The organism is Neobacillus niacini, from assembly GCF_031456445.1.
Taxonomy (GTDB): domain Bacteria; phylum Bacillota; class Bacilli; order Bacillales; family Cytobacillaceae; genus Neobacillus; species Neobacillus niacini_I.
This window is the reverse complement of sequence record NZ_JAVDUQ010000036.1, coordinates 22,774-42,339: the sequence shown is the minus strand read 5'-3', so window position 1 is coordinate 42,339 and position 19,566 is coordinate 22,774. Positions and strand designations below refer to the sequence as shown.

General features: G+C 38.1%; 20 protein-coding genes and 3 pseudogenes. 8 read left to right on the top strand and 15 right to left on the bottom strand.

Annotated features, from left to right (window positions below; translation table 11 throughout):
* Positions 1 to 37 precede the first annotated feature (37 nt).
* From J2Y67_RS22650 to J2Y67_RS22640, 3 genes are all read right to left on the bottom strand, one after another.
* The gene (locus J2Y67_RS22650; protein ID WP_310177677.1) at positions 38 to 823 is read right to left on the bottom strand and encodes a 3-hydroxybutyrate dehydrogenase; all 786 of its coding nucleotides are present in this window, start codon (positions 821 to 823) and stop codon (positions 38 to 40) included.
* A gap of 49 nt (positions 824 to 872) precedes the next feature.
* Positions 873 to 2,312 (bottom strand): GntP family permease, encoded by a 1,440-nt coding sequence (locus tag J2Y67_RS22645; RefSeq protein WP_310177676.1) that lies wholly within the window; start codon positions 2,310 to 2,312, stop codon positions 873 to 875.
* Positions 2,313 to 2,452: 140 nt separating this feature from the next.
* The gene (locus J2Y67_RS22640) at positions 2,453 to 2,641 is read right to left on the bottom strand and encodes a hypothetical protein (RefSeq protein ID WP_310177675.1); all 189 of its coding nucleotides are present in this window, start codon (positions 2,639 to 2,641) and stop codon (positions 2,453 to 2,455) included.
* A 210-nt stretch (positions 2,642 to 2,851) separates the two neighbouring features.
* On the opposite strand from J2Y67_RS22640, the gene J2Y67_RS22635 reads away from it, so the two are divergent.
* Positions 2,852 to 3,751 carry a VanW family protein gene (locus J2Y67_RS22635; RefSeq protein ID WP_310177674.1) on the top strand — a complete coding sequence of 300 codons (900 nt, stop codon included), beginning with the start codon at positions 2,852 to 2,854 and terminating at the stop codon, positions 3,749 to 3,751.
* An 84-nt stretch (positions 3,752 to 3,835) separates the two neighbouring features.
* On the opposite strand, the gene J2Y67_RS22630 is transcribed toward J2Y67_RS22635, so the two are convergent.
* From J2Y67_RS22630 to J2Y67_RS22610, 4 genes are all read right to left on the bottom strand, one after another.
* Positions 3,836 to 4,564, bottom strand: a complete 729-nt coding sequence (locus tag J2Y67_RS22630) for an N-acetylmuramoyl-L-alanine amidase family protein (RefSeq protein WP_310177673.1) — start codon at positions 4,562 to 4,564, stop codon at positions 3,836 to 3,838.
* A 77-nt stretch (positions 4,565 to 4,641) separates the two neighbouring features.
* On the bottom strand, positions 4,642 to 5,253 hold the full coding sequence (locus J2Y67_RS22625; RefSeq protein WP_396954126.1) for a YARHG domain-containing protein: 612 nt from the start codon (positions 5,251 to 5,253) through the stop codon (positions 4,642 to 4,644).
* 389 nt (positions 5,254 to 5,642) lie between these two features.
* The gene (locus J2Y67_RS22615) at positions 5,643 to 5,900 is read right to left on the bottom strand and encodes a hypothetical protein (protein WP_310177672.1); all 258 of its coding nucleotides are present in this window, start codon (positions 5,898 to 5,900) and stop codon (positions 5,643 to 5,645) included.
* A gap of 265 nt (positions 5,901 to 6,165) precedes the next feature.
* A complete protein-coding gene (locus J2Y67_RS22610; RefSeq protein ID WP_310177671.1) occupies positions 6,166 to 7,104 on the bottom strand; it encodes a metal ABC transporter substrate-binding protein in 939 nt (312 codons plus the stop codon).
* Between the two features lie 309 nt (positions 7,105 to 7,413).
* On the opposite strand from J2Y67_RS22610, the gene J2Y67_RS22605 reads away from it, so the two are divergent.
* Together J2Y67_RS22605 and J2Y67_RS22600 are read left to right on the top strand one after the other, a co-directional pair.
* Positions 7,414 to 7,731: a hypothetical protein gene (locus J2Y67_RS22605; RefSeq protein ID WP_310177670.1), complete on the top strand. Its 318-nt coding sequence runs from the start codon at positions 7,414 to 7,416 to the stop codon at positions 7,729 to 7,731.
* A gap of 313 nt (positions 7,732 to 8,044) precedes the next feature.
* The gene (locus J2Y67_RS22600; protein WP_310177668.1) at positions 8,045 to 8,263 is read left to right on the top strand and encodes a hypothetical protein; all 219 of its coding nucleotides are present in this window, start codon (positions 8,045 to 8,047) and stop codon (positions 8,261 to 8,263) included.
* Between the two features lie 451 nt (positions 8,264 to 8,714).
* On the opposite strand, the gene J2Y67_RS22595 is transcribed toward J2Y67_RS22600, so the two are convergent.
* The gene (locus J2Y67_RS22595; RefSeq protein WP_310177667.1) at positions 8,715 to 9,494 is read right to left on the bottom strand and encodes a hypothetical protein; all 780 of its coding nucleotides are present in this window, start codon (positions 9,492 to 9,494) and stop codon (positions 8,715 to 8,717) included.
* Positions 9,495 to 9,830: 336 nt separating this feature from the next.
* Between J2Y67_RS22595 and J2Y67_RS22590 the strand changes: the two are divergent.
* A pseudogene (locus J2Y67_RS22590) lies at positions 9,831 to 10,181 on the top strand (DNA alkylation repair protein); the annotation flags it as partial.
* Positions 10,165 to 11,235: a Fic family protein gene (locus tag J2Y67_RS22585; RefSeq protein WP_310177666.1), complete on the top strand. Its 1,071-nt coding sequence runs from the start codon at positions 10,165 to 10,167 to the stop codon at positions 11,233 to 11,235. The pseudogene J2Y67_RS22590 and the gene J2Y67_RS22585, both read left to right, overlap by 17 nt.
* A 141-nt stretch (positions 11,236 to 11,376) precedes the next feature.
* Here the strand turns inward: J2Y67_RS22585 and J2Y67_RS22580 are convergent, their stop codons facing one another.
* From J2Y67_RS22580 to J2Y67_RS22565, 5 genes and pseudogenes are all read right to left on the bottom strand, one after another.
* A complete protein-coding gene (locus J2Y67_RS22580; RefSeq protein ID WP_310177665.1) occupies positions 11,377 to 11,520 on the bottom strand; it encodes a hypothetical protein in 144 nt (47 codons plus the stop codon).
* A gap of 399 nt (positions 11,521 to 11,919) precedes the next feature.
* The gene (locus tag J2Y67_RS22575; RefSeq protein WP_310177664.1) at positions 11,920 to 12,714 is read right to left on the bottom strand and encodes a GNAT family N-acetyltransferase; all 795 of its coding nucleotides are present in this window, start codon (positions 12,712 to 12,714) and stop codon (positions 11,920 to 11,922) included.
* Between the two features lie 202 nt (positions 12,715 to 12,916).
* Complete coding sequence (locus J2Y67_RS28105; protein WP_396954127.1) at positions 12,917 to 13,363, bottom strand: TipAS antibiotic-recognition domain-containing protein; 447 nt, start codon at positions 13,361 to 13,363, stop codon at positions 12,917 to 12,919.
* A gap of 71 nt (positions 13,364 to 13,434) precedes the next feature.
* Positions 13,435 to 13,642, bottom strand: a pseudogene (locus J2Y67_RS28100) (MerR family transcriptional regulator); the annotation flags it as partial.
* A 347-nt stretch (positions 13,643 to 13,989) separates the two neighbouring features.
* Positions 13,990 to 14,496: a hypothetical protein gene (locus J2Y67_RS22565; protein ID WP_310177661.1), complete on the bottom strand. Its 507-nt coding sequence runs from the start codon at positions 14,494 to 14,496 to the stop codon at positions 13,990 to 13,992.
* Between the two features lie 237 nt (positions 14,497 to 14,733).
* Here J2Y67_RS22565 and J2Y67_RS22560 point away from each other — a divergent pair, with 237 nt between their 5' ends.
* Positions 14,734 to 15,108, top strand: coding sequence for a nucleotide excision repair endonuclease (locus J2Y67_RS22560; protein ID WP_310177659.1), 375 nt, complete (start codon positions 14,734 to 14,736; stop codon positions 15,106 to 15,108).
* A gap of 154 nt (positions 15,109 to 15,262) precedes the next feature.
* Here the strand turns inward: J2Y67_RS22560 and J2Y67_RS22555 are convergent, their stop codons facing one another.
* The gene (locus J2Y67_RS22555) at positions 15,263 to 15,976 is read right to left on the bottom strand and encodes a YukJ family protein (RefSeq protein ID WP_310177657.1); all 714 of its coding nucleotides are present in this window, start codon (positions 15,974 to 15,976) and stop codon (positions 15,263 to 15,265) included.
* Between the two features lie 132 nt (positions 15,977 to 16,108).
* A pseudogene (locus J2Y67_RS22550) lies at positions 16,109 to 16,423 on the bottom strand (HAMP domain-containing protein); the annotation flags it as partial.
* Positions 16,424 to 16,569: 146 nt separating this feature from the next.
* Between J2Y67_RS22550 and J2Y67_RS22545 the strand changes: the two are divergent.
* Both J2Y67_RS22545 and J2Y67_RS22540 read left to right on the top strand, forming a co-directional pair.
* Positions 16,570 to 17,253, top strand: coding sequence for a response regulator transcription factor (locus J2Y67_RS22545; RefSeq protein ID WP_310177692.1), 684 nt, complete (start codon positions 16,570 to 16,572; stop codon positions 17,251 to 17,253).
* Positions 17,254 to 17,319: 66 nt separating this feature from the next.
* Positions 17,320 to 19,551 (top strand): ArnT family glycosyltransferase, encoded by a 2,232-nt coding sequence (locus tag J2Y67_RS22540; protein ID WP_310177656.1) that lies wholly within the window; start codon positions 17,320 to 17,322, stop codon positions 19,549 to 19,551.
* Positions 19,552 to 19,566: the final 15 nt, after the last annotated feature.

Here is a 19,566-nt window from a genome sequence, read left to right as displayed (position 1 = left end):
TACTATATCGGGGCTGACCAAGGCGCTTGCGCTTTTCTTATTGCGCTGTATACCCTCCATCCAAGATAACAGCTTGCCCTGTTACGCCTCTTCCTTTATCACTAGCCAAAAAGACGGCATAGTCTGCAATTTCCGATGCAGATAATAGCCTTTTTTGCGGGATAAGCGGCAAGAGGACTTCTCCGATCACACGGTCCAAGCTTACATTTCTTGTTTTGGCTAAATCAGCTAATTGATTTCTGACCAGCGGTGTATCCACATAGCCCGGGCATAAAGCATTGACCGTAATTCCATGCTCGGCCCCCTCCAATGCTGCCACCTTTGTCAAACCAATCACACCATGCTTGGCACTATTGTAGGCCGCCTTTCCAGCAAACCCGATGACCCCATTAATGGAGGCCATATTGATGATTCTGCCAAATTTTTGCTCCTTCATGAGCGGGAATACGTGTTTAATTCCGATAAATGGAGCCGTTAGCATTACTTCGATTAGTAATTTAAATTTTTCCGTAGGGAATTCCTCAATCGGTGCAACATACTGCATCCCGGCATTATTGACTAAAATATCGATCTTTCCAAAAGTCTTCTGTGCCAAATCAATCCCATTCTTAAAAGCTTCCTCGTCGGTCACATCACACGTTGCAGCCAATACTTCAAATCCCTGCTCCTTTAATTCCAACACCGCTAGTTCACTTTTTTCAGCATTCAAGTCTGAAATCACTACATTTGCTCCTTCTTGGGCAAAGGTTTTGGCAATTTCGAGCCCAATACCACTTGCTGAGCCGGTAATAAAGGCTGTTTTGCCTTCCAATGCTTTTGTCATGCTTGCTCCTCCTTGTAAATTTGAGTTTACGAGTATAATAGTCTTCCCCTTAAACAATGCCGAAGAAGGTGTAAAGGGCAATAATAAAGAAGACAGCCACTGTTTTAATAATCGTTACGGCAAAAATATCTTTATAAGATTGCTTGTGTGTTAACCCTGTTACAGCAAGCAAAGTAATAACCGCTCCGTTGTGCGGCAAGGTGTCCATACCGCCAGATGCCATTGCTACAACACGATGCATAACCTCCGGTGGAATATGGGCAGCGGCAATCGCCTGGTTATATTTATCTGCCATTGCACCAAGTGCAATCCCCATCCCACCGGATGCCGACCCCGTTATTCCGGCAAGCGTACTCGTGGTCACGGCGCCATTGACAAGCGGATTATGGAAGGTCCCTGAAATACCTCCACTAATCTTAGCAAAGCCTGGAAGTGCGGCAATAATTCCACCGAACCCGTATTCCGCCCCGGTATTCATGGTGGCCAAGAGGGAACCACTAATAGACGTGTTTAGTCCCTCCTTCAAATTCTTCGTCACCTTTTTCCAATCATAAAGAAGCGAAGTGAGAATCCCCACGATTAGTGCCATAATAATCGCCCATATCGCTGCAGTCGTAGTCACATCCACTGTATACGTTTTCAAACCAATCGCTGAAAAATCAAATCCGTTTGGATACCATTTCGGGATATAGGTAATAAACACTTTATTCATGACCCCGACAAGGATCAGCGGTACAAAGGCAAAGATCTGTTTTCCAAGTGGCTGCTTTGCCGTTAAATCAGGAACAATCGCTTCGTTTAGATTCTCTTTCGCGCTTTCCAATGCAGCTGCGTTTTCAGCATCAAATCCGTAATAACCTTCACCCGCTTTTTCCGCTTGTTTTCTTCTCATCTCCAAATACAACAGACCGATAATAAAAACAAAAATGGCGCCAATCGTCCCTAGGGTCGGTGCTGCATAAATATTGGTTTTAAAGAAAGCGATCGGGATAACGTTTTGAATTTGAGGTGTTCCTGGTAACGCATCCATTGTGAACGTAAAGGCACCGAGCGCGATCGTGCCCGGAATAAGCCGTTTCGGAATATTTGCCTGTCTGAACATTTGAGCAGCAAATGGATAAATGGCAAAAACAGCGACAAACAAGCTTACACCGCTATAGGTTAAAATGGCTCCCAATAGGACAATCGCTACGATCGCCCGTTTGGCTCCAAGCAGGCGGACAATCGTCTTGGCGATGGATTCGGCAATCCCCGACATTTCGACGACCTTTCCAAAAATAGCCCCCAATAAAAAGACAGCGAAATACGACTTAATAAAGCCCACCATTTTTTCCATAAACACACCGGAAAAGAACGGTAAAACATGACTCGGAGCAACGAGAACAACCGCTAAGAGTGCGCAGATTGGCGCAAATAAAATAACGGAATAACCCCGGTAAGCAACAAACATTAACAGCCCGAGCGCTAGTAAAATGACGAATAAATCCATATAAATCCCCCTTTTAAAGTTCGTTCCTTCTCTTTACGAATTCTTCATCAACCCGTAATGATCATTCTTGTCAATCATAGACCCCACCCCAGTTTCTATGAAAGCGGTATCATTTGGTTCAAAGGAAAGGCTCATCTTCCTTAAGAAAAGCGGACACCAAGTTCTTTGCTGTGATCCCCCATAAATCCATCTGCTCCCTCTAAAAATGGACGAAACTTCTTCCAGTGAAACATGTGTTTCCTGCATGCACCTCCTAAAATGTTCATCAGTCCGTCCGCTATCCCATTAACTTGCAAGTATCGTGCCAATGTAAAAAAGTAGATTTTCAAGGAAACAGTTTCCTATAGCCATTCCGAAAAAACGGAAAATTCCTGTAATCTGGAAATATATTATAAACATTCCTTATTTTCGGAATATTTATAATATAAATTTTGCATATATCGTTTATGGAGGTTGATCGAATCAATTGGTTCGGGCATTGGAGAATGCATTTAAATGGAGATTTCAACTCATAATAAAAGTAGGGAGGTATCCAAACGATGAATATAAATTGGTTGCTTGGACTTATCATTTTATCTCAACAAGTGAATATGCCCGGAAGTTTATTACTCACGAACCATGGGCAGCCTTTGTCTTACATAAACCGTTCAGACCTTTCAATGAACCTACCTGGCCTACCCATTAATATAGAAAAGTTTGAAAAATTTATGGATGAAATCGACAAAAATATTTCGAAACAGCCTAAAAACGCGATGATGAATCATCAAGGGAATATCATCCCTGAACAAGTCGGATCCATTTTAGATCGTAAAATTTTTACAGAACAAGTGTTTTCCTATTATTTTAATAATGGTTCATCAAAATTAGAGGTTCCCATACAGAAAGTATATCCTAGAGTGGACAGTGAATTACTTGGAAACATTCGAAGTGAAAAAATCGGGAGATATGTAACATTCTTCAACCATTATCATAAAGAACGCAACAAAAATATTGTTCTTGCTGCAAAAGCAATTAATAATTTTGTACTATTCCCTGGTGAAACCTTTTCCTTTAATAAAGTGGTTGGAAAAAGAACGGCAGGAAAAGGATATATGGCTGCTCCGGTAATAATTAAAGGGGAATTTTCAGAGGATATTGGTGGTGGAATTTGCCAAGTATCAACTACCCTTTTTAATGCAGTGGACAATGCGGGACTAAACGTTCTTCAACGTCAATCACACAGTAAAGAGGTTTCCTACGTTCCACCTGGACGAGATGCTACCGTTAGTTGGGATGGACCTGATTTAGTCTTTAAAAATAAATACAATCAACCGATTCTCATTCAAGCAAAAACGGCAGAGAACAAACTAATCATTGAGATTTTTTCTTCAGATGTCATTACTTATACACCTAAAAAGGTTCCATACCTTCCCAATGAACAAAATCGCCTGCCCAAGTAAGGGCCCTTACTCTGTTTTACTTATTTGCCAGATTACGAAAAGGAAAAAGCAGAAGGTGATTGAGCCTTCTACTTTCGTCCGTGCCTATCTCGCACTCTTCATTTTATTGCTTGTGAAATCCGCAATCCCACGAGAAACGTCTTCCATTAAATGAGTAAGATAGGTGGGATCCGAAAGATTTTTATCCTCGATTGGGTTTGTCATGAATCCCATTTCAATTAAAATCGCCGGGACCTGAGACCAATTTGTGCCGGACAAATCGTCACGAAGGGAAATTCCATTTACTTGGACATCCCTAGCTTTTTTTACCTCATCGACAATTAATTGGGAAGCCTTTAAACTATCTTTGTAAATAGTTGAAGTATAAGAATTCTTGCTTGAAGGAGTGAGAATCGAAAAACCTCTGACATTCCGATCCGTTGACCCGTCCGCATGAAGGCGAATAAACAATGCCGCCTTATTCCGATTGGCCATTTCAGCTCTTTCTTTATTACTTACATTCACATCGTTCGTGGTTCGTGTATACACGACTTTAAAGCCTTTTTCTTTTAACATTTCACCTAAAATCATAGAAGCCTTTAAGGTCAGTTTATATTCGGGTGTGCCGGTTGTGATTCCCCTCGTTCCCCCTGTTACTTTCGGTTTTTGCAGGTTGGATCTTGGTCCGATTTTTTCAGTCGATAAATCAGCCTTCTGTTGGTGGCCAGGGTCAATACAGATGATGAGAGATTTCCTTTTAGGTTTTGCTGTTATCGGTGGTGCTGGCTTTTCCTTTTTTTCAACTCTAGCTGACGGTTCTTTTTTTTCAACCATTCTAAAACAAACAAATGTGATGAAAACCATCACAAGGATGAAAAAGATAGAACCATATCTTTTAAAAAACGAGTGCACTACAGATGATTCTCTCTCGACTTGATGATGGCTACATTTTGTTTTTCCACTTCAGTTAAAGAGCCATCAAAGGAAGGGTTTGGATGATACCATGATTTATTGGCAAAATATTTTTGTAAATCCTCTGATTTAAAAATATAGCCATGACGGGCGTAAATCTCATTTCTAGCTAAACGCAGCTGCCCTTTTGTAAGAGTTGCAAGGTCTTCTTCCTGCATCACCCTCTTGTCACTAGCAGGCAAAATTGTATCTTTTGAAGAAAGAGTTGAACTTTCGTCCTTTTTCGGCTGTTGATTCTGACTAGGTTTACTTTTATTTTCTACATCTTTATTTTTTGCTGGAGTAATCGTTTTTGTGGCTGCAACATTCGTATTAGGTTTAGGTTTATGAGAACCTTTAACCATTGAGTAAGTAACGCCACTGACGAGCAGCAACGCCATAATCGAGCCAACCCCTGCCATTAATCTCGTTTTGGAACGGGATTTCTTTTTTTCCATGCGCGTTTTTGGGGTTGGGGACAGGTTGTTATCTTTTACCTCTTTTGAACCGCATTTCGTACAAAATCTACTAGATTCATTTATTTTTTGACCACAATTTGTGCAATAATTCATGAAAGCATTCCCCTTTCTATTAAATATTCCTTATCGATCTATTCGGAAAGGACATCAAAAAACGATAATCATACAATATTATAGAACAAAAAGAGGAGTTATTTTTTTCAAATAGATTAATTTGATGTGACATTTGAACTAACGCCAAACCAGTTTTGTAGGTAAGAGTTGCAATATCTTGTAGATATCTTGCACCCACGTCGATAAAATCGAATTTTCTGTTGATATCCGGTCAAAAAGTGTTGATATATTCCGAATTTGTGTCGATATCCCACTAAAAAGTGTTGATATATTCCAAATTTGTGTTGATATCCAGCTAAAATATGTTGATATCCTTAAACCAGACCCGCTTCTCATCCGAAAAATAAGCCTTAAAAACAAATAAACCCTTATCGATCTTTGATAAGGGCTAATGCTTTTTTGTTTTTGCCTATAGTTTGACGTTGTTTTTGTCGATTTCTTTGTAATTCGCTTTGTTTCCATATGTATTTTTGCATATACAGCCTAAGGACATCTTTCATTGACTTCCCATTTCTCTCCACGGCATCCCGAAAATCATCACGAATATTTTCCGGAATTTCAATACATAACCGAACGGTTTTGGTGTTTACTCCCTTTTCCCTTTTTTCTTGACCATTTTGGTGCATGAATGAACCTCCTGTAAGATTTAAACAGTTTTCAAATTAGTTGCTGAAGCGTAAATATTATAAATATTTGACCGTATTCATCTTAACAATTGAAAGCGGATACAAAACTATATACTTTTCGACAAACTTCGACATTTATCCATGTTCAAATAAAAGTAGAATTCTCCTCTTTATTTCAAATGAAAAATTCATTATGTCTAAATAAAAAGAGGCTTTTCAAAAGGTCATTGAATACGACTCTTTTGAATCAGCCTCTATATAACAATTAATCTATAATGGATTGTTTTAATGACTCTAGATTTTTTTTCATCACATCTATATAATCAAGACCTTTTTCTTGCTCGTCTTTTGTTAATCCTTCTAATGGATTTAAGACTTCTGTTTTTGCCCCTATTTCATTGGCTAATGTCTGAGCCACTTTAGAAGAGGTAAGTCCCTCAAAATAAATGATCTTTATATTTTTCTTCTTCGTTAATTCGGCTAATTCAGCCAATTTTCCTAGAGTTGGTTCCACATCAGGAGATAATCCTGCGATTGGGATTTGCTTTAAACCATATTGTTTTGCCAAATATCCAAATGCAGCATGCTGTGTAACAAATTCCTTTTTCTTTGCCTTAGCGATCGTTTCTTTGAATAAATGATCCAAATCGACGAGTTGGGATTTAAAAGCTGAAGCATTTTTTTCATACTGCGCTTTATTTTTAGGGTCTTTCTGCTCTAAAGCCTGTGCAATATTGTCAACCTCTTGCTGGGCTAACACAGGCGAAAGCCAAACATGTGGGTCCTTGGAAGAAGAATTTTCATTAGATTTTTCCTCTTCTGAGTCTATTGCATTCAATAATGGAATTCCTTTCGCTGCTTCAACAACAGTTAAGTTTGATTGATCAAGGCTATCCAGTACTTTCGAAACCCATAATTCAAAGTAACGGCTATTATAGATAAACACATCTGCGTCTTGAATTTTAGCCATATCCTTTGCCGTTGGTTCCCAGTCATGAGGTTCTACACCATTCGGTATTAATAAGTCAACGTCTGCTGAACTGCCAGCCACTTTTTGGGCAAAATAATACATGGGATAGAATGTCGTGACAATATGCAGTTTTTTGGTTCCCCCACTAGCCTTCTCCCCATTTGTGTGAACTGCACTTGAGCAACCACTTAATAACATAGCCAATAAAATTATTGGGTAGACTATTTTTTTCATGCTCTATCTCCCTTCAATTATATCAATTAGGAATCATTACGATTTAAATCGGATCATGAATTAGTATTATTTGAGTTTTTTAGTAAAAGATAAATCGTAAACATTACGAATTGTATCATATAATGATATTTTATTTATGTCAAATTAAATTTACTTTAAGGAACGAAATCTAATAAACTGCTCTTCCTGCGTTCCGGATTAAACTAATAATGTGGTTAGATCTTGATGTAGGTATAAAGACCAAAGGAAAATAGAAGGATTTACTTTCCTCTTTCATACCTTAAAATACATAGATGGAGGTATGTAACCATGTTTAAAAGAGCTATCATTCTTGTTGTGCTCTCATCTATTTTAGTAGCATTAATATTCGTAAAGGATCACACAGCTAATCCTGTTACCAATACCCTTTCTAAGAACAATGACTCCTCAATGTACATCACAAAGGTTTACAAGATTAGCAAGATTAAAGGGGAGAACTACTACGGAAAAGGAGCTGACGGGACCGGGATTCGTTTTTCTTATAAAACAATCGTTTCGGGTGAAAAGATAAAAGTTGATGATGAGGTCATATGTTATTTTGAAAAAAATAATTTGGGTAAGGGCATAGTAAAAGTTGAGAAGAAATAATATCATAAGATGTCTCCTTGAATCGTTCTTACATACTTAATAAAGATGGATTAGAAGACTAGCCCTACTTTTTTCAGGAGTAAAGAAAATGAAGATTTCTATTTTTGACCTTTTATTTATTTGTATCGGGTGTATATACGGTACGTATGAATTATTTATAAACCAGACACATCGAATTAGTTATAAAATTACTGGAATACTATCCATCGTTTTATCCATATGGATGTCTATTTCATGGGTAAAGTCTCTGAAATCTAAAAATAAATCAAAATAAGAGACTCATACAAGATATATGATAGAAAGGAAAATGAATTTGAAGGAATTTACAGTTTGCTATACTTTTGATCATGAAATTATCACTGAAAAAGTGGTGAAAGAATTGGATGTTAGAAAAGAAGAGGTTGAACAAGAGATCATTGAAAGGATGGAACGTTACAAATTCTTTAATGTAAAAAATGATAACGGGAATTATGTGATAAATTCCTATTTAGTACGGTATGTACGGATTATAAATGAAAGGATATTAGTCTAATCAACAAATAGAAGAATACCTTTTATTTTTTTTGTCCATTTAATTGCTCCGCGTTAAAGAATTTAAAAACCATTACCATATCCTGCCCCTTGCTTTCCCATGGCAGTATTAAACTTAAATCCCTCTTGATCGTTTTAGCAATTAAGAAAGTTGTTAAAATGAGTGGCATTTTCAGCCACTCAACACTTCAGACCTTTTATATTGTCTATTTTTGATGATGATAATCAACTTCCATCATATTAATGGTAGCTTTTTTGATTTTTCTTCGTGTATTAAAAAAAGGGATTGAATAGAAAATTTCTATCTTTGCTTCATTATTGCAAAATGAACAGGTGCAATGATTATACTGCACTTTTTTTACATGAGGGACAATAAGAGAATTCAAAGCATTTTTCACATGGTTATAACAAACTAACACTTCATCCCACTCCCCGCTTTTATAAGTATTGATTTAATGCCATTCATGATATAAAGATTTTTTATTTTTCTTATCTCGAAAATTCATTAGATTACATTGTTTATTCAAGTGACATTTACTACATTCATCACTTTCCTTATTCCAATAATACTCTGACTTTTTTATGGAGTCTTTTATAAAATCAAGGTAAATCAAACCTTTTGAAAATTCCTGCTCGTTGGGGTAAAAGGTGAATTTTTCCCCTTGCAATAAAGATATTATTTCTATTTTTTCAGGGAAAACGCCAAATGCTTTAAAAGAAAAAACAGTCATTAAATATTGAAATACTTTAATCATGCTCTCATCCGTATCCAAAAGATACTTTTTAATCATAAAAGCATCGTTCGACCATTCTCCAATGTCAAATGTCAAAGATAGTTCTGTTTCAATTTCCTCAACAAAAATATGTAATTTTTCAAAAAGAAATAATGGGGGATTCTTTTTTGGTGTTAAAGATTGAAGCAAATAATCAGTCACTTTCGCCAACACAGTGTAATAGTGAATCTGATCATCAAAGATATTCATTTTGATGTTTCGCCAATTTTGATCAATTAAATGTAGTAAGCAAATTTTATTCTGTTTAGTAATTGGCAAAGAATAATATTCTTTTATTATGAGATTAATTGATTTCTGAACCTCTTGTCTCCAATGAAACGGGCTATGATTTTTACTTAGAATATACTGATAATAAAATTTATAAGGACAACTTATAAAGGCTTCCAAATGGTAATCAGTTAAAGTTTTTATCCTTACTTCAAGGTTATTTTTAAACATCTCAACCCCCCCTTTTTTTAAAAAGAATTAGCTTTGGTTATATTTATCGGTCAACTTTTTGATAATTCAGTTCTTATTATCAATAATAATTGAAAATGATTATCATTGTCAACAAGATAAAAAATAACATTTTCCACTTATTGGATCTTAAAAATGATGATTGGATACTACCGAGTGCTTTCGTTGAAGACCGCTGGGCTGTTTATGCAGCTCTTTTTTTATAAACGGGCAGGATAACAGAATGAAGCTCAAGAATTTATGAAGATAGGATAAAGAATATAAGCTAAATGGCTACAATGAAGTAGGGATGATCATAAAGGAAGGAAGTGCAAAACGATGGACTTCGAAATGGTTATGCAAGAACTGGAAGCGCTCGGCAAGGAACGAATGAAAAAGACTTACATAAGCAATGGCGCACACGAGCCGCTTTTTGGAGTGGCTACAGGCGCAATGAAGCCGATCGCAAAGAAAATCAAGAAAAATCAGCCTTTGGCCGAGCAGCTTTACGCCACCGGGAACTACGCTGCCATGTATTTTGCCGGCATTATTGCGGACCCAATGGCAATGACGGAGGCGGATTTTGAACGTTGGATGGATACGGCGTATTTTTATATGCTGTCCGATTATGTGGTTGCCGTAACTTTGGCTGAGACCGATATTGCACAAGCGGTTGCCGATAAATGGATCGAAGGTCAATAATAAAATTGGCCGATTGGAGGAAAAATTTAATCACTCGATCGTTAGTCAAGCATTAGTTCAAATACTCTCATTAAGTGAATCCGTTGAATCAACAAGAATTGAAGGAACTCAAGTTACATTTACAGATATGGTCGAAGAGCAAAATGAAAAAAACCCCCGTTGGGAAATTATTGAAGTTAGGAACTATCAACAAGCTCTTATTGAGGGATATGAACGAATTAAAAATGGGTATCCTATTTCCTCTAGATTAATAAAAGAACTTCACGAGATTTTAATGATTGGTGCACGAGGTTCTACACAAGCCTCTGGTCAATTTCGAAAAATACAAAATTTCATTGGGCCGAATAACCGCATTGAAGATGCATCTTATATTCCAATTTCTGCAGATAAAATTGATGAGTATATGCAAAACCTGGAGTATTTTATTAATTTGCATCCATACAATGAACCATTACCTATTAATCATTTAAAGAATGGTGATTATATTTTCAATGAAAATTCTGATCCTTTAATAAAGACAGCCATCATACATGCACAATTTGAATCGATTCACCCATTTCTAGATGAGAATGGAAGATTAGGCCGAATATTAATAGTATTAAACCTGGTTCAGTCAAAAACAGTCACACACCCCTTTTTCTTTGTTAGTGAAGAACTTGAAAAAGAACGACCTCGATATTACGATATGTTAAATGGGGTAAGGGGCAGTAATCCTAATTGGGCAGATTGGATTTTGTTTTTCTTAAATGCATGTAATCGAATGTCGGACCGAATCCACCGTAAATTAGTTGAGGCTGAACAATTAGCTAAAAGCGGCTTGGCCCAATGTAATACGGAATCCGAGAAAAAAGTTTGGGTTTATACTTTTTCTGACCCTTTTACAAACGCAGCAACGGTTTCAAATAAACTTCGTATTTCACCGAATACTGCTCGTAATGCACTTAATTCTTTAGCAGAGAAAAAATTAATATATTCAGATACTGAAGTAAAAAGGAATAAAAAGTATCGCAACTATGATTTAATGAGAATTCTAAGAGACTAAATTATAAAAGGTGCATCAGCACCTCCCTTCTACAGCATTAAAATTTGGTTTAAAAGAAGCGGTCGTCCTGAAGCAAATCCATCATATGGTCATACAAATAGTTAAAAAACAAAAAAGTTGCCCATTTTTTTATAGGCAGCTTTATTTTTCTGATAGATTGGAAATGATCTTCTCAAAAACGTCCAATTGATCAGTCACAATGAAAACAGGGAGAAGCATCATCGCAAGAAATACAACAAGATTCGAGCCAATCCCTATTTTAAAAAAACTAGTTAAAAACTTCATAAAGGTCCCTTCTTAGTTTTAGTGATAGTACATGCTATGCAGAACGATTGAAAGGGATTGGACAACTTGACAAAAATGATGCCACTGAGGTAAAAACTTTTCTTGGGCACTCTCCCCTTTTTCTAAATCCACAGTGGTTTAAGTGAATCATGATGAATAAAATCAAATATTTAAACCAAACTATACTTACCAATTAAAGGGAGGAATTATTCTTGCGTGATAATAACAATTTCGTCGTAATAATCTTTTTTTCAATCTTAAGCATTATTGCAACAACCATTTACAGCGCTATCATCATTTCTCAAAACAACAATATAAAGTCTCAACTTGAAAACAACAAACAAACGTAAAAAACCTTTCAAGGATCCTCTTGAAAGGTTTTTTCCATCTTTCGCCTTTTTATCTATAGGTATACATCATCCAGAATCCAATATCTTCAAAACCAATTCGCTTATAAATGGCCCCAGCTTCCGGGTTATCGTAGAACAAACATAGTTCCTTCCCTTCGTATAAAAGCTGGCTGCAAAGCCTAAGCATACACTTGGTTGCATATCCCTTTTTCTTATAGTTTTCTAAAGTAGCAACACCAACAACCATTGCGGACATTGAATTTTCTGCAGCCGTTGAAGCAGTCGATACCATTTTTCCATCGACCTTTAGAAAAAATGACCTTGAACTTCCATCTTTCAATTCACGATGTTTTCTTTCTAATGTAGTGGTTGAATCACCAAACTCTGGAACGGAGGTTAACAATTCAACAAGTGCTGCTGCATCCTCAGGTGTTGCTTGTTGAATATTTGAAAAATCAATATTAAAAGCATCAACATTTAGTTTAGTACACTTGGCATAATGTGTTTGTCTTTTCCTTTTATAGGATTGATTTAAGAAAGGCTCAATTTGCTCCGTGATTTCCTTTAGTCCGGACATCATCTTAAAAGCAGAATCTATTGACATGATTTCGGCAAATCCTTGGGCATTAAATGAATCTGTCGCAAATGGTATATAGTTTTCCTCGAACTTTAACAAGACAGCAATCAATTCTCCATTTTCGTTAAACTCTCCCCAAAGCTTTTGAAATTCTTGCTCATATCCGTATGACTCAATATCACCAATAATAAACAAGTTTTCTGCAGGTCTGGTCTTTAACAATCTTAGACAAGCCTCATGATCTCTTTTATCTAGTCTTCTTATCATAATTCTCCTCCAAAAATTATATTTTTCTTCATAAAATTTTCCACCTCTAGATTATCTTGTTTAGAGCTATTTTCCAAATATTTAATCATTAATTCTTGACGTCAATTTTTATGAAATAAAGATAAAGGGGAACTCAATGAAGTTCCCCCTTATCTTTCTGGTAAACCAATAGTCGATTTTCTTCCTATTAAAAATTACTAGGTTAAATTTTAGATATTGCTTCTTTAATATATTGGTAAAGATCCCTGTCTACCCCATTTTGCATAGGATTACCTGGATTCTCCCAATAAAAACGTTCTGCTGTTTTTACAATTTCTTGGTCCCCACCAGTAAATTGATGTGTCATCCGCTTCCACTTCTTGGCTAACTCTATTACCTTTGGGTCTTCAGATGGAGTATTTTTCTCTAATTCTAACCGAATATCTGCAACCAATTGAGCCCACTGATTATCCATTTGTTCTTTTTCTTCTGCACTAAATTGATCTGTTTGACTTTTCATTTTTTCTAACTGTTCTTTAGTGAAATACTTTTCAATCATTTGAGTCACCTCGATTAATTGAATCAATTCATTTGCACTTACATTCTTTTGGGAGTTCAAGAGGTGATAGATGGTTTCTAACCTATGGTATTGTCCCTTTTGAACCTCCATCTGTTTCTTAACAATTTGCATATGCATTTTAATGATTTGGATACGATTTAGGTTTTGATTTTCAATCATCTCTTTTATTTCGTCTAACGATAATCCCAATTGTTTTAAAGAGATAATTTGTTGAAGCTTCTCTATATCCGATTCGGAATAAATTCTGTGTCCTGAATCTGAAACCTCTGATGGAGTAAATAACCCAATTTGATCATAATGGTGCAATGTTCTAACGGTAAGGCCGGTAAGTTTAGCTAACTCGCCAATTTTCCAAGTTCGTTCGCCCATAATCATCTCCTCATTTCGTACGAAAGGTTTTGTCGACAATTCCACTATAAAACATGACGTTACGTCAGATTCAAGCCCTTTTTCACTTTTTTTTCAACTTTATCAGCTTTTAGCCGCTAGGTTTGCCTACCTCAATATCATCTTCCCTATTCCCATTTATTCCTTACAATCCGACAAGTTTTGATGCTTATTTGGAAATAGATTGGTAAATAAGGCTTTCTCCCCTCACTTTAATAAAAAGATTGTCAAAATGTGCAGACAAAGAAAAAGGCAAATCATGCGAATATGATATTAAGGATCATCCATCCAGATTTGCTGGGTCAAAAAGAAAATTTCAAACTATCTTTTTACTGCTCCAAATAAGGAGATAAGAAATCTTCAACATATAAACCCGATTCTTCAACCTTTTGGCAGGCTTTCAGACATTCATTATCCGCACCAATGTACATATAATAATCGTATCCGAAATGGACAAAAAACTTCTTTTTGAATCTCAATTTGCACCAAATAACCTCTCGCAAGGTTAATTTTGCTAACTCCTGAATTTCTTTAAGGGTTACGCATTTACCAACCCACATTTTTGATAAAAAGGGAGAAGCATTTTGATTTGGAACTCCATCAGACCATATTTCTAAAGCATCTATATAACCCCGATTCAAACCCATCTCACCCATATAAATAGTGATTGCATTAATATATTTTGATTCTATTCGTAAGTATTCTTCTTCACTTACTTTAGTTCCTACCTCTAAAAAAGATGTCCATTCATAGGCACAAAGGTAATTACCTCTTTCATCTCTGTTTTGGGGATTATATTTTGTTATCCTCCAAGAAAACAATGCCATCACACCCACTCTTTTTATCTTTATTATGTATAAGGAATTTCCCCTTTATGGATGTCCTCCTAGATATCGAGCATTATTGTAAATAGAATCCCAAATTGTGTTGATATAATCAATATCCATGTCGATATCCTCAAAAAGTGTGTTGATAATCTCGCAAACAACCCCAAAACTTGAAAATAACTGCTACCTAATGTATTTTGAAGAGAGCTAAAATTACGTTTTACCTCAGAATAGGAAGTGAAGATCATGATAAAAATTGAAATACCTAATCCAGATGTTGTATTAACGAAACAAAAACAATTGGGTGAAAAAGTAGAAGCAGTCATTAGCAGTGAATATGGTTTTACCGATTATCATCGAATTCCTCGTGATAAAGGCGGGATCATCCTACTTTTTAACGCAGAGGATGAACTGTTATATGTCGGCAAAGCGCGGAAGCTACGTCCAAGGGTAAAGAAACACTTTGAGGATACGGTTTCTCCAATAAAAGCACACCGCGATGAGGTATACAAGATTGCGGTATCCATCGTCGAAGATCCAATGGAAAGAGAAATTTACGAAACCTACATCATCAACAAACAGCAAGCTAAATACAATATCGACAAAGTGTTTTATAAATAAAACCCGTCAACATAAAATCACCTTGCACCATAGGTGCAAGGTGATTTTCACATTTTCTAAATTCCTCATTCGTGCTCAACCGCTTTAAACTTTTGCTGAGTGGGGGTCAGACCCCCGAATTCAGGCCAAATAATAGGTGGATTCCAACTGTAGATCAGTACAAAGATTGTAGATTGTTGCTGACATTCCCAAGGTTTAAATGATTACATTTTTTTTCAGATTTAATTGCATGTCCGTTATTATCCGTACACCAGGATTGAGATTGGAAGGCTAAAAAAATCCCTGCCCATCGATTCTCTTCGGTAAAATGAATAAGGATCCCACCGTCTTGCCAGATTCCATCATCATTTTTCCATCGCCCCACATTCCCCTGATTCATATGAATATCATGGATCCCGTTACCAGGTAAAAAGTGAAAATATTGATCCGGATGATCCTCTTCCGGTCCCCATCTCTCACCATAAGCATAGAGAGTTGCATTTTTCTCCATGGCTTCCTTGATGTAGTACTCTACTTTTTCTTTTAAATCATTATTGAGACCGGGTTTAAAAGGCGGAAGGGCAACCATTTCCTTGGGATCGAATAATCCTCCGCGAATATAGTCGAGGGCAATATCCCGATGGTCGTTCGTGATGGGAATAAAGCCAGAAGGGAGTGATGGCAATTTTGTGATTTGTTCGGAGTTAAAATTCTCGCTAACATAGTAAAGAACTTCCGAGGGGCGCGTTCCTGACTGGATGTTAACCGCGATTCGATAATTCGTCTCTCGGTCATCTTTAAGATGAATTTCAAAATGAGGGTTTCCGGAGCGACCGATGGCAGTGTTCACAACTTTTCCTTTTAAAACGGTATAATTTCGTAAAGGCATTGGCAGATCCTCCTCTAGTAAATTTAATTACTTGATTCTATTTTAGGTCATACTCTTTTTCATCACCACATTCTATTTCCTTATTTTTCTATTACTAGGTTAATACTTTTAGATTATATTAGCGTTCCATTTGGCTGCTCCCCTTAATAAAACTTCAAGAAAACCGTTAATGGAGGTAAGCGTTGTTCGCAGCTCATGAGAGGCATCCGCGATGAAACGTCTCATTTGCTCCTTCGTTTCTCTTTCATACTCAAAGGATTTTTCCAATCTCCCTAACATGTCATTAAACGACTCAGCTAAACGATCAATCTCTTCCTGCCCCTGTTCAACCGGAAGGCGCTCTTCTAAGTTTCCGGCATTGGTTTTCTTCACCGCTTTCACAATCCTTGATAACGGGACAAGTGTTTGGTTCAGCACACGCAGGTAAATTCCTAGTCCACCGGCTAAGACTTTTCAGGAAACCTTCAGCTTTCCTTCAAGTCTCATTCAGGTTGGAGGTGCACAATACAGTCATGGACTAAACAAAACATTTATAACGGGGAGGAGTCATGAAATGGGGAAAAGAAAAATACATCCTTGTGAGTAGAGAAACGATGCGGACGAATAAAAATATAAAAATACTTCTAGTAGATGATGAACGATCCATTTTGCAGTTTTTAGAGCTTGGACTAATAGAGGAAGGATTTGAAGTAAGGAGCGCACAAGACGGTGTTTCAGCCATCGATGTAGCCAAAGTTTTTAAACCACATGTGGTCATCCTGGATGTCATGATGCCGGGAATGAACGGGTTTGAAGTTTGCCGGATTCTTAAAAAGCCGGGAAATATCGCTGTTATTATGCTTACGGCAAAGGGGGACGAGGAGGATCGAATGAAAGGACTCGATCTTGGCGCCGATGATTATATGGTCAAGCCTTTTAGCTTTGGAGAACTTGTAGCGCGAATCCATGCAAAAATAAGAAATCAATTTCCCATTCTATCAGAAGATATCGTTATCGGTCCTTTTAAAATTGATGACCGTCGAAGGGAAATTCGTTTCAATGAAAATAGTCTTAAACTATCTCCAACGGAATATGAACTCCTTAGATTATTAGTGATCAATCACGGACTGGTCCTAAGCAAATCAAATATTTTAAATAAGGTGTGGGGCAATGACTTTAACAAAGAAGAAAATATCGTGGAAGTGTATATCCGATTATTGCGAGAAAAGCTAGACGATCATAAGCGTACTTTAATCCGGACAATTCGCGGAGCGGGTTATCGGCTGGATATAGCATGATAAGCAGATGAATTAAAAATGATTGCAGGTCCATAAAAGGGCGGCAAGAATGAAAGGAATACGAATATGGAAAAATCAAATCTAACAAATCGTTCAGATACATCGCAGACGAATAAAAGAAACATCACTACTTTAAGAGATCAGCCGGGGAGTCCGCCATGGGAACGGCCTGCACTAATGACGTTATTGGTATTAACTGCCATCGCGTATATATGGGGCCTCGGCCAATCCGGCTGGTCCAATTCCTTTTATAGCGCCGCTGTTCAGGCGGGGACGAAAAGTTGGAAGGCGTTCTTCTTTGGTTCGATTGATGCATCCAACTTTATTACAGTCGATAAGCCTCCTGCTTCCTTGTGGATCATGGAATTGTCGGCTCGAATTTTCGGCCTGAATTCCTGGAGTATGCTTGTTCCTGAAGCACTTATGGGGGTAGCTTGCGTTTGGGTCCTTTTCCTAACCATTCGCCGCTGGTTTGGTGCCGGTGCAGCACTGATTGCGGGTACAGTCCTTGCGATGACACCGGTGGCCGCCCTCATGTTTCGTTTTAATAATCCTGATGCGCTCCTAGTTCTATTACTTACGGCAAGTGCCTATGCCTTTACACGTGCCCTTGAGGAAGGTAAGACAAAATGGCTCGTGTGGGCCTCTATCTTCATTGGCTTTGGCTTTTTGACCAAAATGATGGCCGCATTCCTGATCATCCCAGTGTTTGTAGTCCTCTATCTATTGTTTGCTCCTGTATCCGTACGCCGTCGTATCGTGCAAATGGTGATTAGTGCGATTAGCGTTGTGGTATCGGCAGGCTGGTGGGTGGCGATTGTCCAGCTTATCCCGGCTGCGAACCGTCCGTATATCGGAAGCTCTCAGAAAAACAGCATTCTTGATTTGATTTTTGGATACAACGGTGTAGGCCGGCTTACCGGGAATGAGTCCGGGATGAGCCGGCCAAAAGCTTCCAGTGATATGGTAAATCAAGCGGCCAATATGGGCAGACCCGGCGGCGGCTTGGGCGGCAGTTTCAGTGGAAGCACCGGACTGACACGCCTATTTAACTCCGAAATGGGAGACCAAATTTCTTGGTTGATTCCCGCAGCACTCATTCTTTTAATCGTTTCGGTTTGGCTTGTCCGCCGGAATTGGAAAAGTGATCGCACCGTTCCGGCGATGCTTTTATGGGCTGGTACGTTCTTCGTAACCGGTATTGTGTTCAGCTTTAGTCAAGGAACGATTCACCCGTATTACACAGTTGCCCTGGCTCCATCCATCGGTGCCATCATAGGGATTGGCGTCGAAGTTCTTTGGACTAGACGTGAACAATTAGCTGCCCGTTTGGGATTGACAGCAACCATTGCAGCAACAGCAGTTTGGTCTTATGTCTTACTCGACCGTGCATCAACATGGTACCCATGGCTGCGCATTTCCATCTTAATGATCGGCGTTGTTGCCGCTATTGCGATGATGATGGCACCAAAGCTTGGACGAAATCTACTGGTGGGTGCTGCCGCAGCTGGGTTGACTGCCTGCCTGGCTGGCCCGTTTGCCTATACAGTCCAGACCATTGCTACACCACATACCGGATCGATGCCTTCTGCAGGCCCTGCGACAAACGGCGATGGCTTCCCTGGTAATCAAAATGGTTTTCCTGGTAATTTTCAAGGCGGTCCAATGCCTCCCGGAAGCAATTCATCCAATTCGACCACAGGGCAATCTGGGAACTCCAGCTTCGGGGGGCAAATGCCGCCTGGAAACAATTCAACGAATTCGTCATCAGGACAATCCGGGAACTCCGGCTTGAACGGTCAAATGCCGCCTGGGGCAAATTCATCCGCAGGAGGATCCGGAAACTTCAAACAGGGCGTCTTTAATGACAACGCCACACCTGGCAAGAATATCGTTAAATTGTTGAAAAAGGATGCCTCGAAATACACCTGGGTTGCTGCAACGGTAGGTTCACAGTCTTCGGCTCCATATCAGCTTGCAACGGATAAGCCAATCATGGACATCGGGGGCTTTAACGGTAGTGACCCAAGCCCTACACTTGCCCAGTTTAAACAATATGTGAGTGAAGGAAAGATTCATTATTATATTAACGGTGGCAGAGGCGGTATGATCGGTAAAATTGCCAATGATAATAATAATGATGATAAAAATGGAACTACTTCTGAAACTAACTTCCAAAGAGGTCCAATGGGCAGTGGTTCGAATTCTGAGATTAGCAGTTGGGTTCAGAACAATTTTAAATCAACCACAGTCGATGGAGTCACTGTCTATGATTTGACACAACCAAAATCTAAATAACGAAATGGATCAAGC

Excerpts from the sequence above, each read along its gene's own strand:
- J2Y67_RS28105 (WP_396954127.1), bottom strand. The coding sequence starts at position 13,363 with ATGGAGGTTCAAAAGGGACAATACCATAGGTTAGAAACCATCTATCAC.
- J2Y67_RS22605 (WP_310177670.1), top strand. The coding sequence starts at position 7,414 with ATGTTTAAAAGAGCTATCATTCTTGTTGTGCTCTCATCTATTTTAGTA.
- J2Y67_RS22595 (WP_310177667.1), bottom strand. The coding sequence starts at position 9,494 with ATGTTTAAAAATAACCTTGAAGTAAGGATAAAAACTTTAACTGATTAC.
- J2Y67_RS22580 (WP_310177665.1), bottom strand. The coding sequence starts at position 11,520 with ATGAAGTTTTTAACTAGTTTTTTTAAAATAGGGATTGGCTCGAATCTT.
- J2Y67_RS22615 (WP_310177672.1), bottom strand. The coding sequence starts at position 5,900 with ATGCACCAAAATGGTCAAGAAAAAAGGGAAAAGGGAGTAAACACCAAA.
- J2Y67_RS22545 (WP_310177692.1), top strand. The coding sequence starts at position 16,570 with ATGCGGACGAATAAAAATATAAAAATACTTCTAGTAGATGATGAACGA.
- J2Y67_RS22625 (WP_396954126.1), bottom strand. The coding sequence starts at position 5,253 with ATGAATTATTGCACAAATTGTGGTCAAAAAATAAATGAATCTAGTAGA.
- J2Y67_RS22635 (WP_310177674.1), top strand. The coding sequence starts at position 2,852 with ATGAATATAAATTGGTTGCTTGGACTTATCATTTTATCTCAACAAGTG.
- J2Y67_RS22575 (WP_310177664.1), bottom strand. The coding sequence starts at position 12,714 with ATGATAAGAAGACTAGATAAAAGAGATCATGAGGCTTGTCTAAGATTG.
- J2Y67_RS22650 (WP_310177677.1), bottom strand. The coding sequence starts at position 823 with ATGACAAAAGCATTGGAAGGCAAAACAGCCTTTATTACCGGCTCAGCA.
- J2Y67_RS22540 (WP_310177656.1), top strand. The coding sequence starts at position 17,320 with ATGGAAAAATCAAATCTAACAAATCGTTCAGATACATCGCAGACGAAT.
- J2Y67_RS22610 (WP_310177671.1), bottom strand. The coding sequence starts at position 7,104 with ATGAAAAAAATAGTCTACCCAATAATTTTATTGGCTATGTTATTAAGT.
- J2Y67_RS22630 (WP_310177673.1), bottom strand. The coding sequence starts at position 4,564 with ATGGTTGAAAAAAAAGAACCGTCAGCTAGAGTTGAAAAAAAGGAAAAG.
- J2Y67_RS22645 (WP_310177676.1), bottom strand. The coding sequence starts at position 2,312 with ATGGATTTATTCGTCATTTTACTAGCGCTCGGGCTGTTAATGTTTGTT.
- J2Y67_RS22555 (WP_310177657.1), bottom strand. The coding sequence starts at position 15,976 with ATGCCTTTACGAAATTATACCGTTTTAAAAGGAAAAGTTGTGAACACT.
- J2Y67_RS22560 (WP_310177659.1), top strand. The coding sequence starts at position 14,734 with ATGATAAAAATTGAAATACCTAATCCAGATGTTGTATTAACGAAACAA.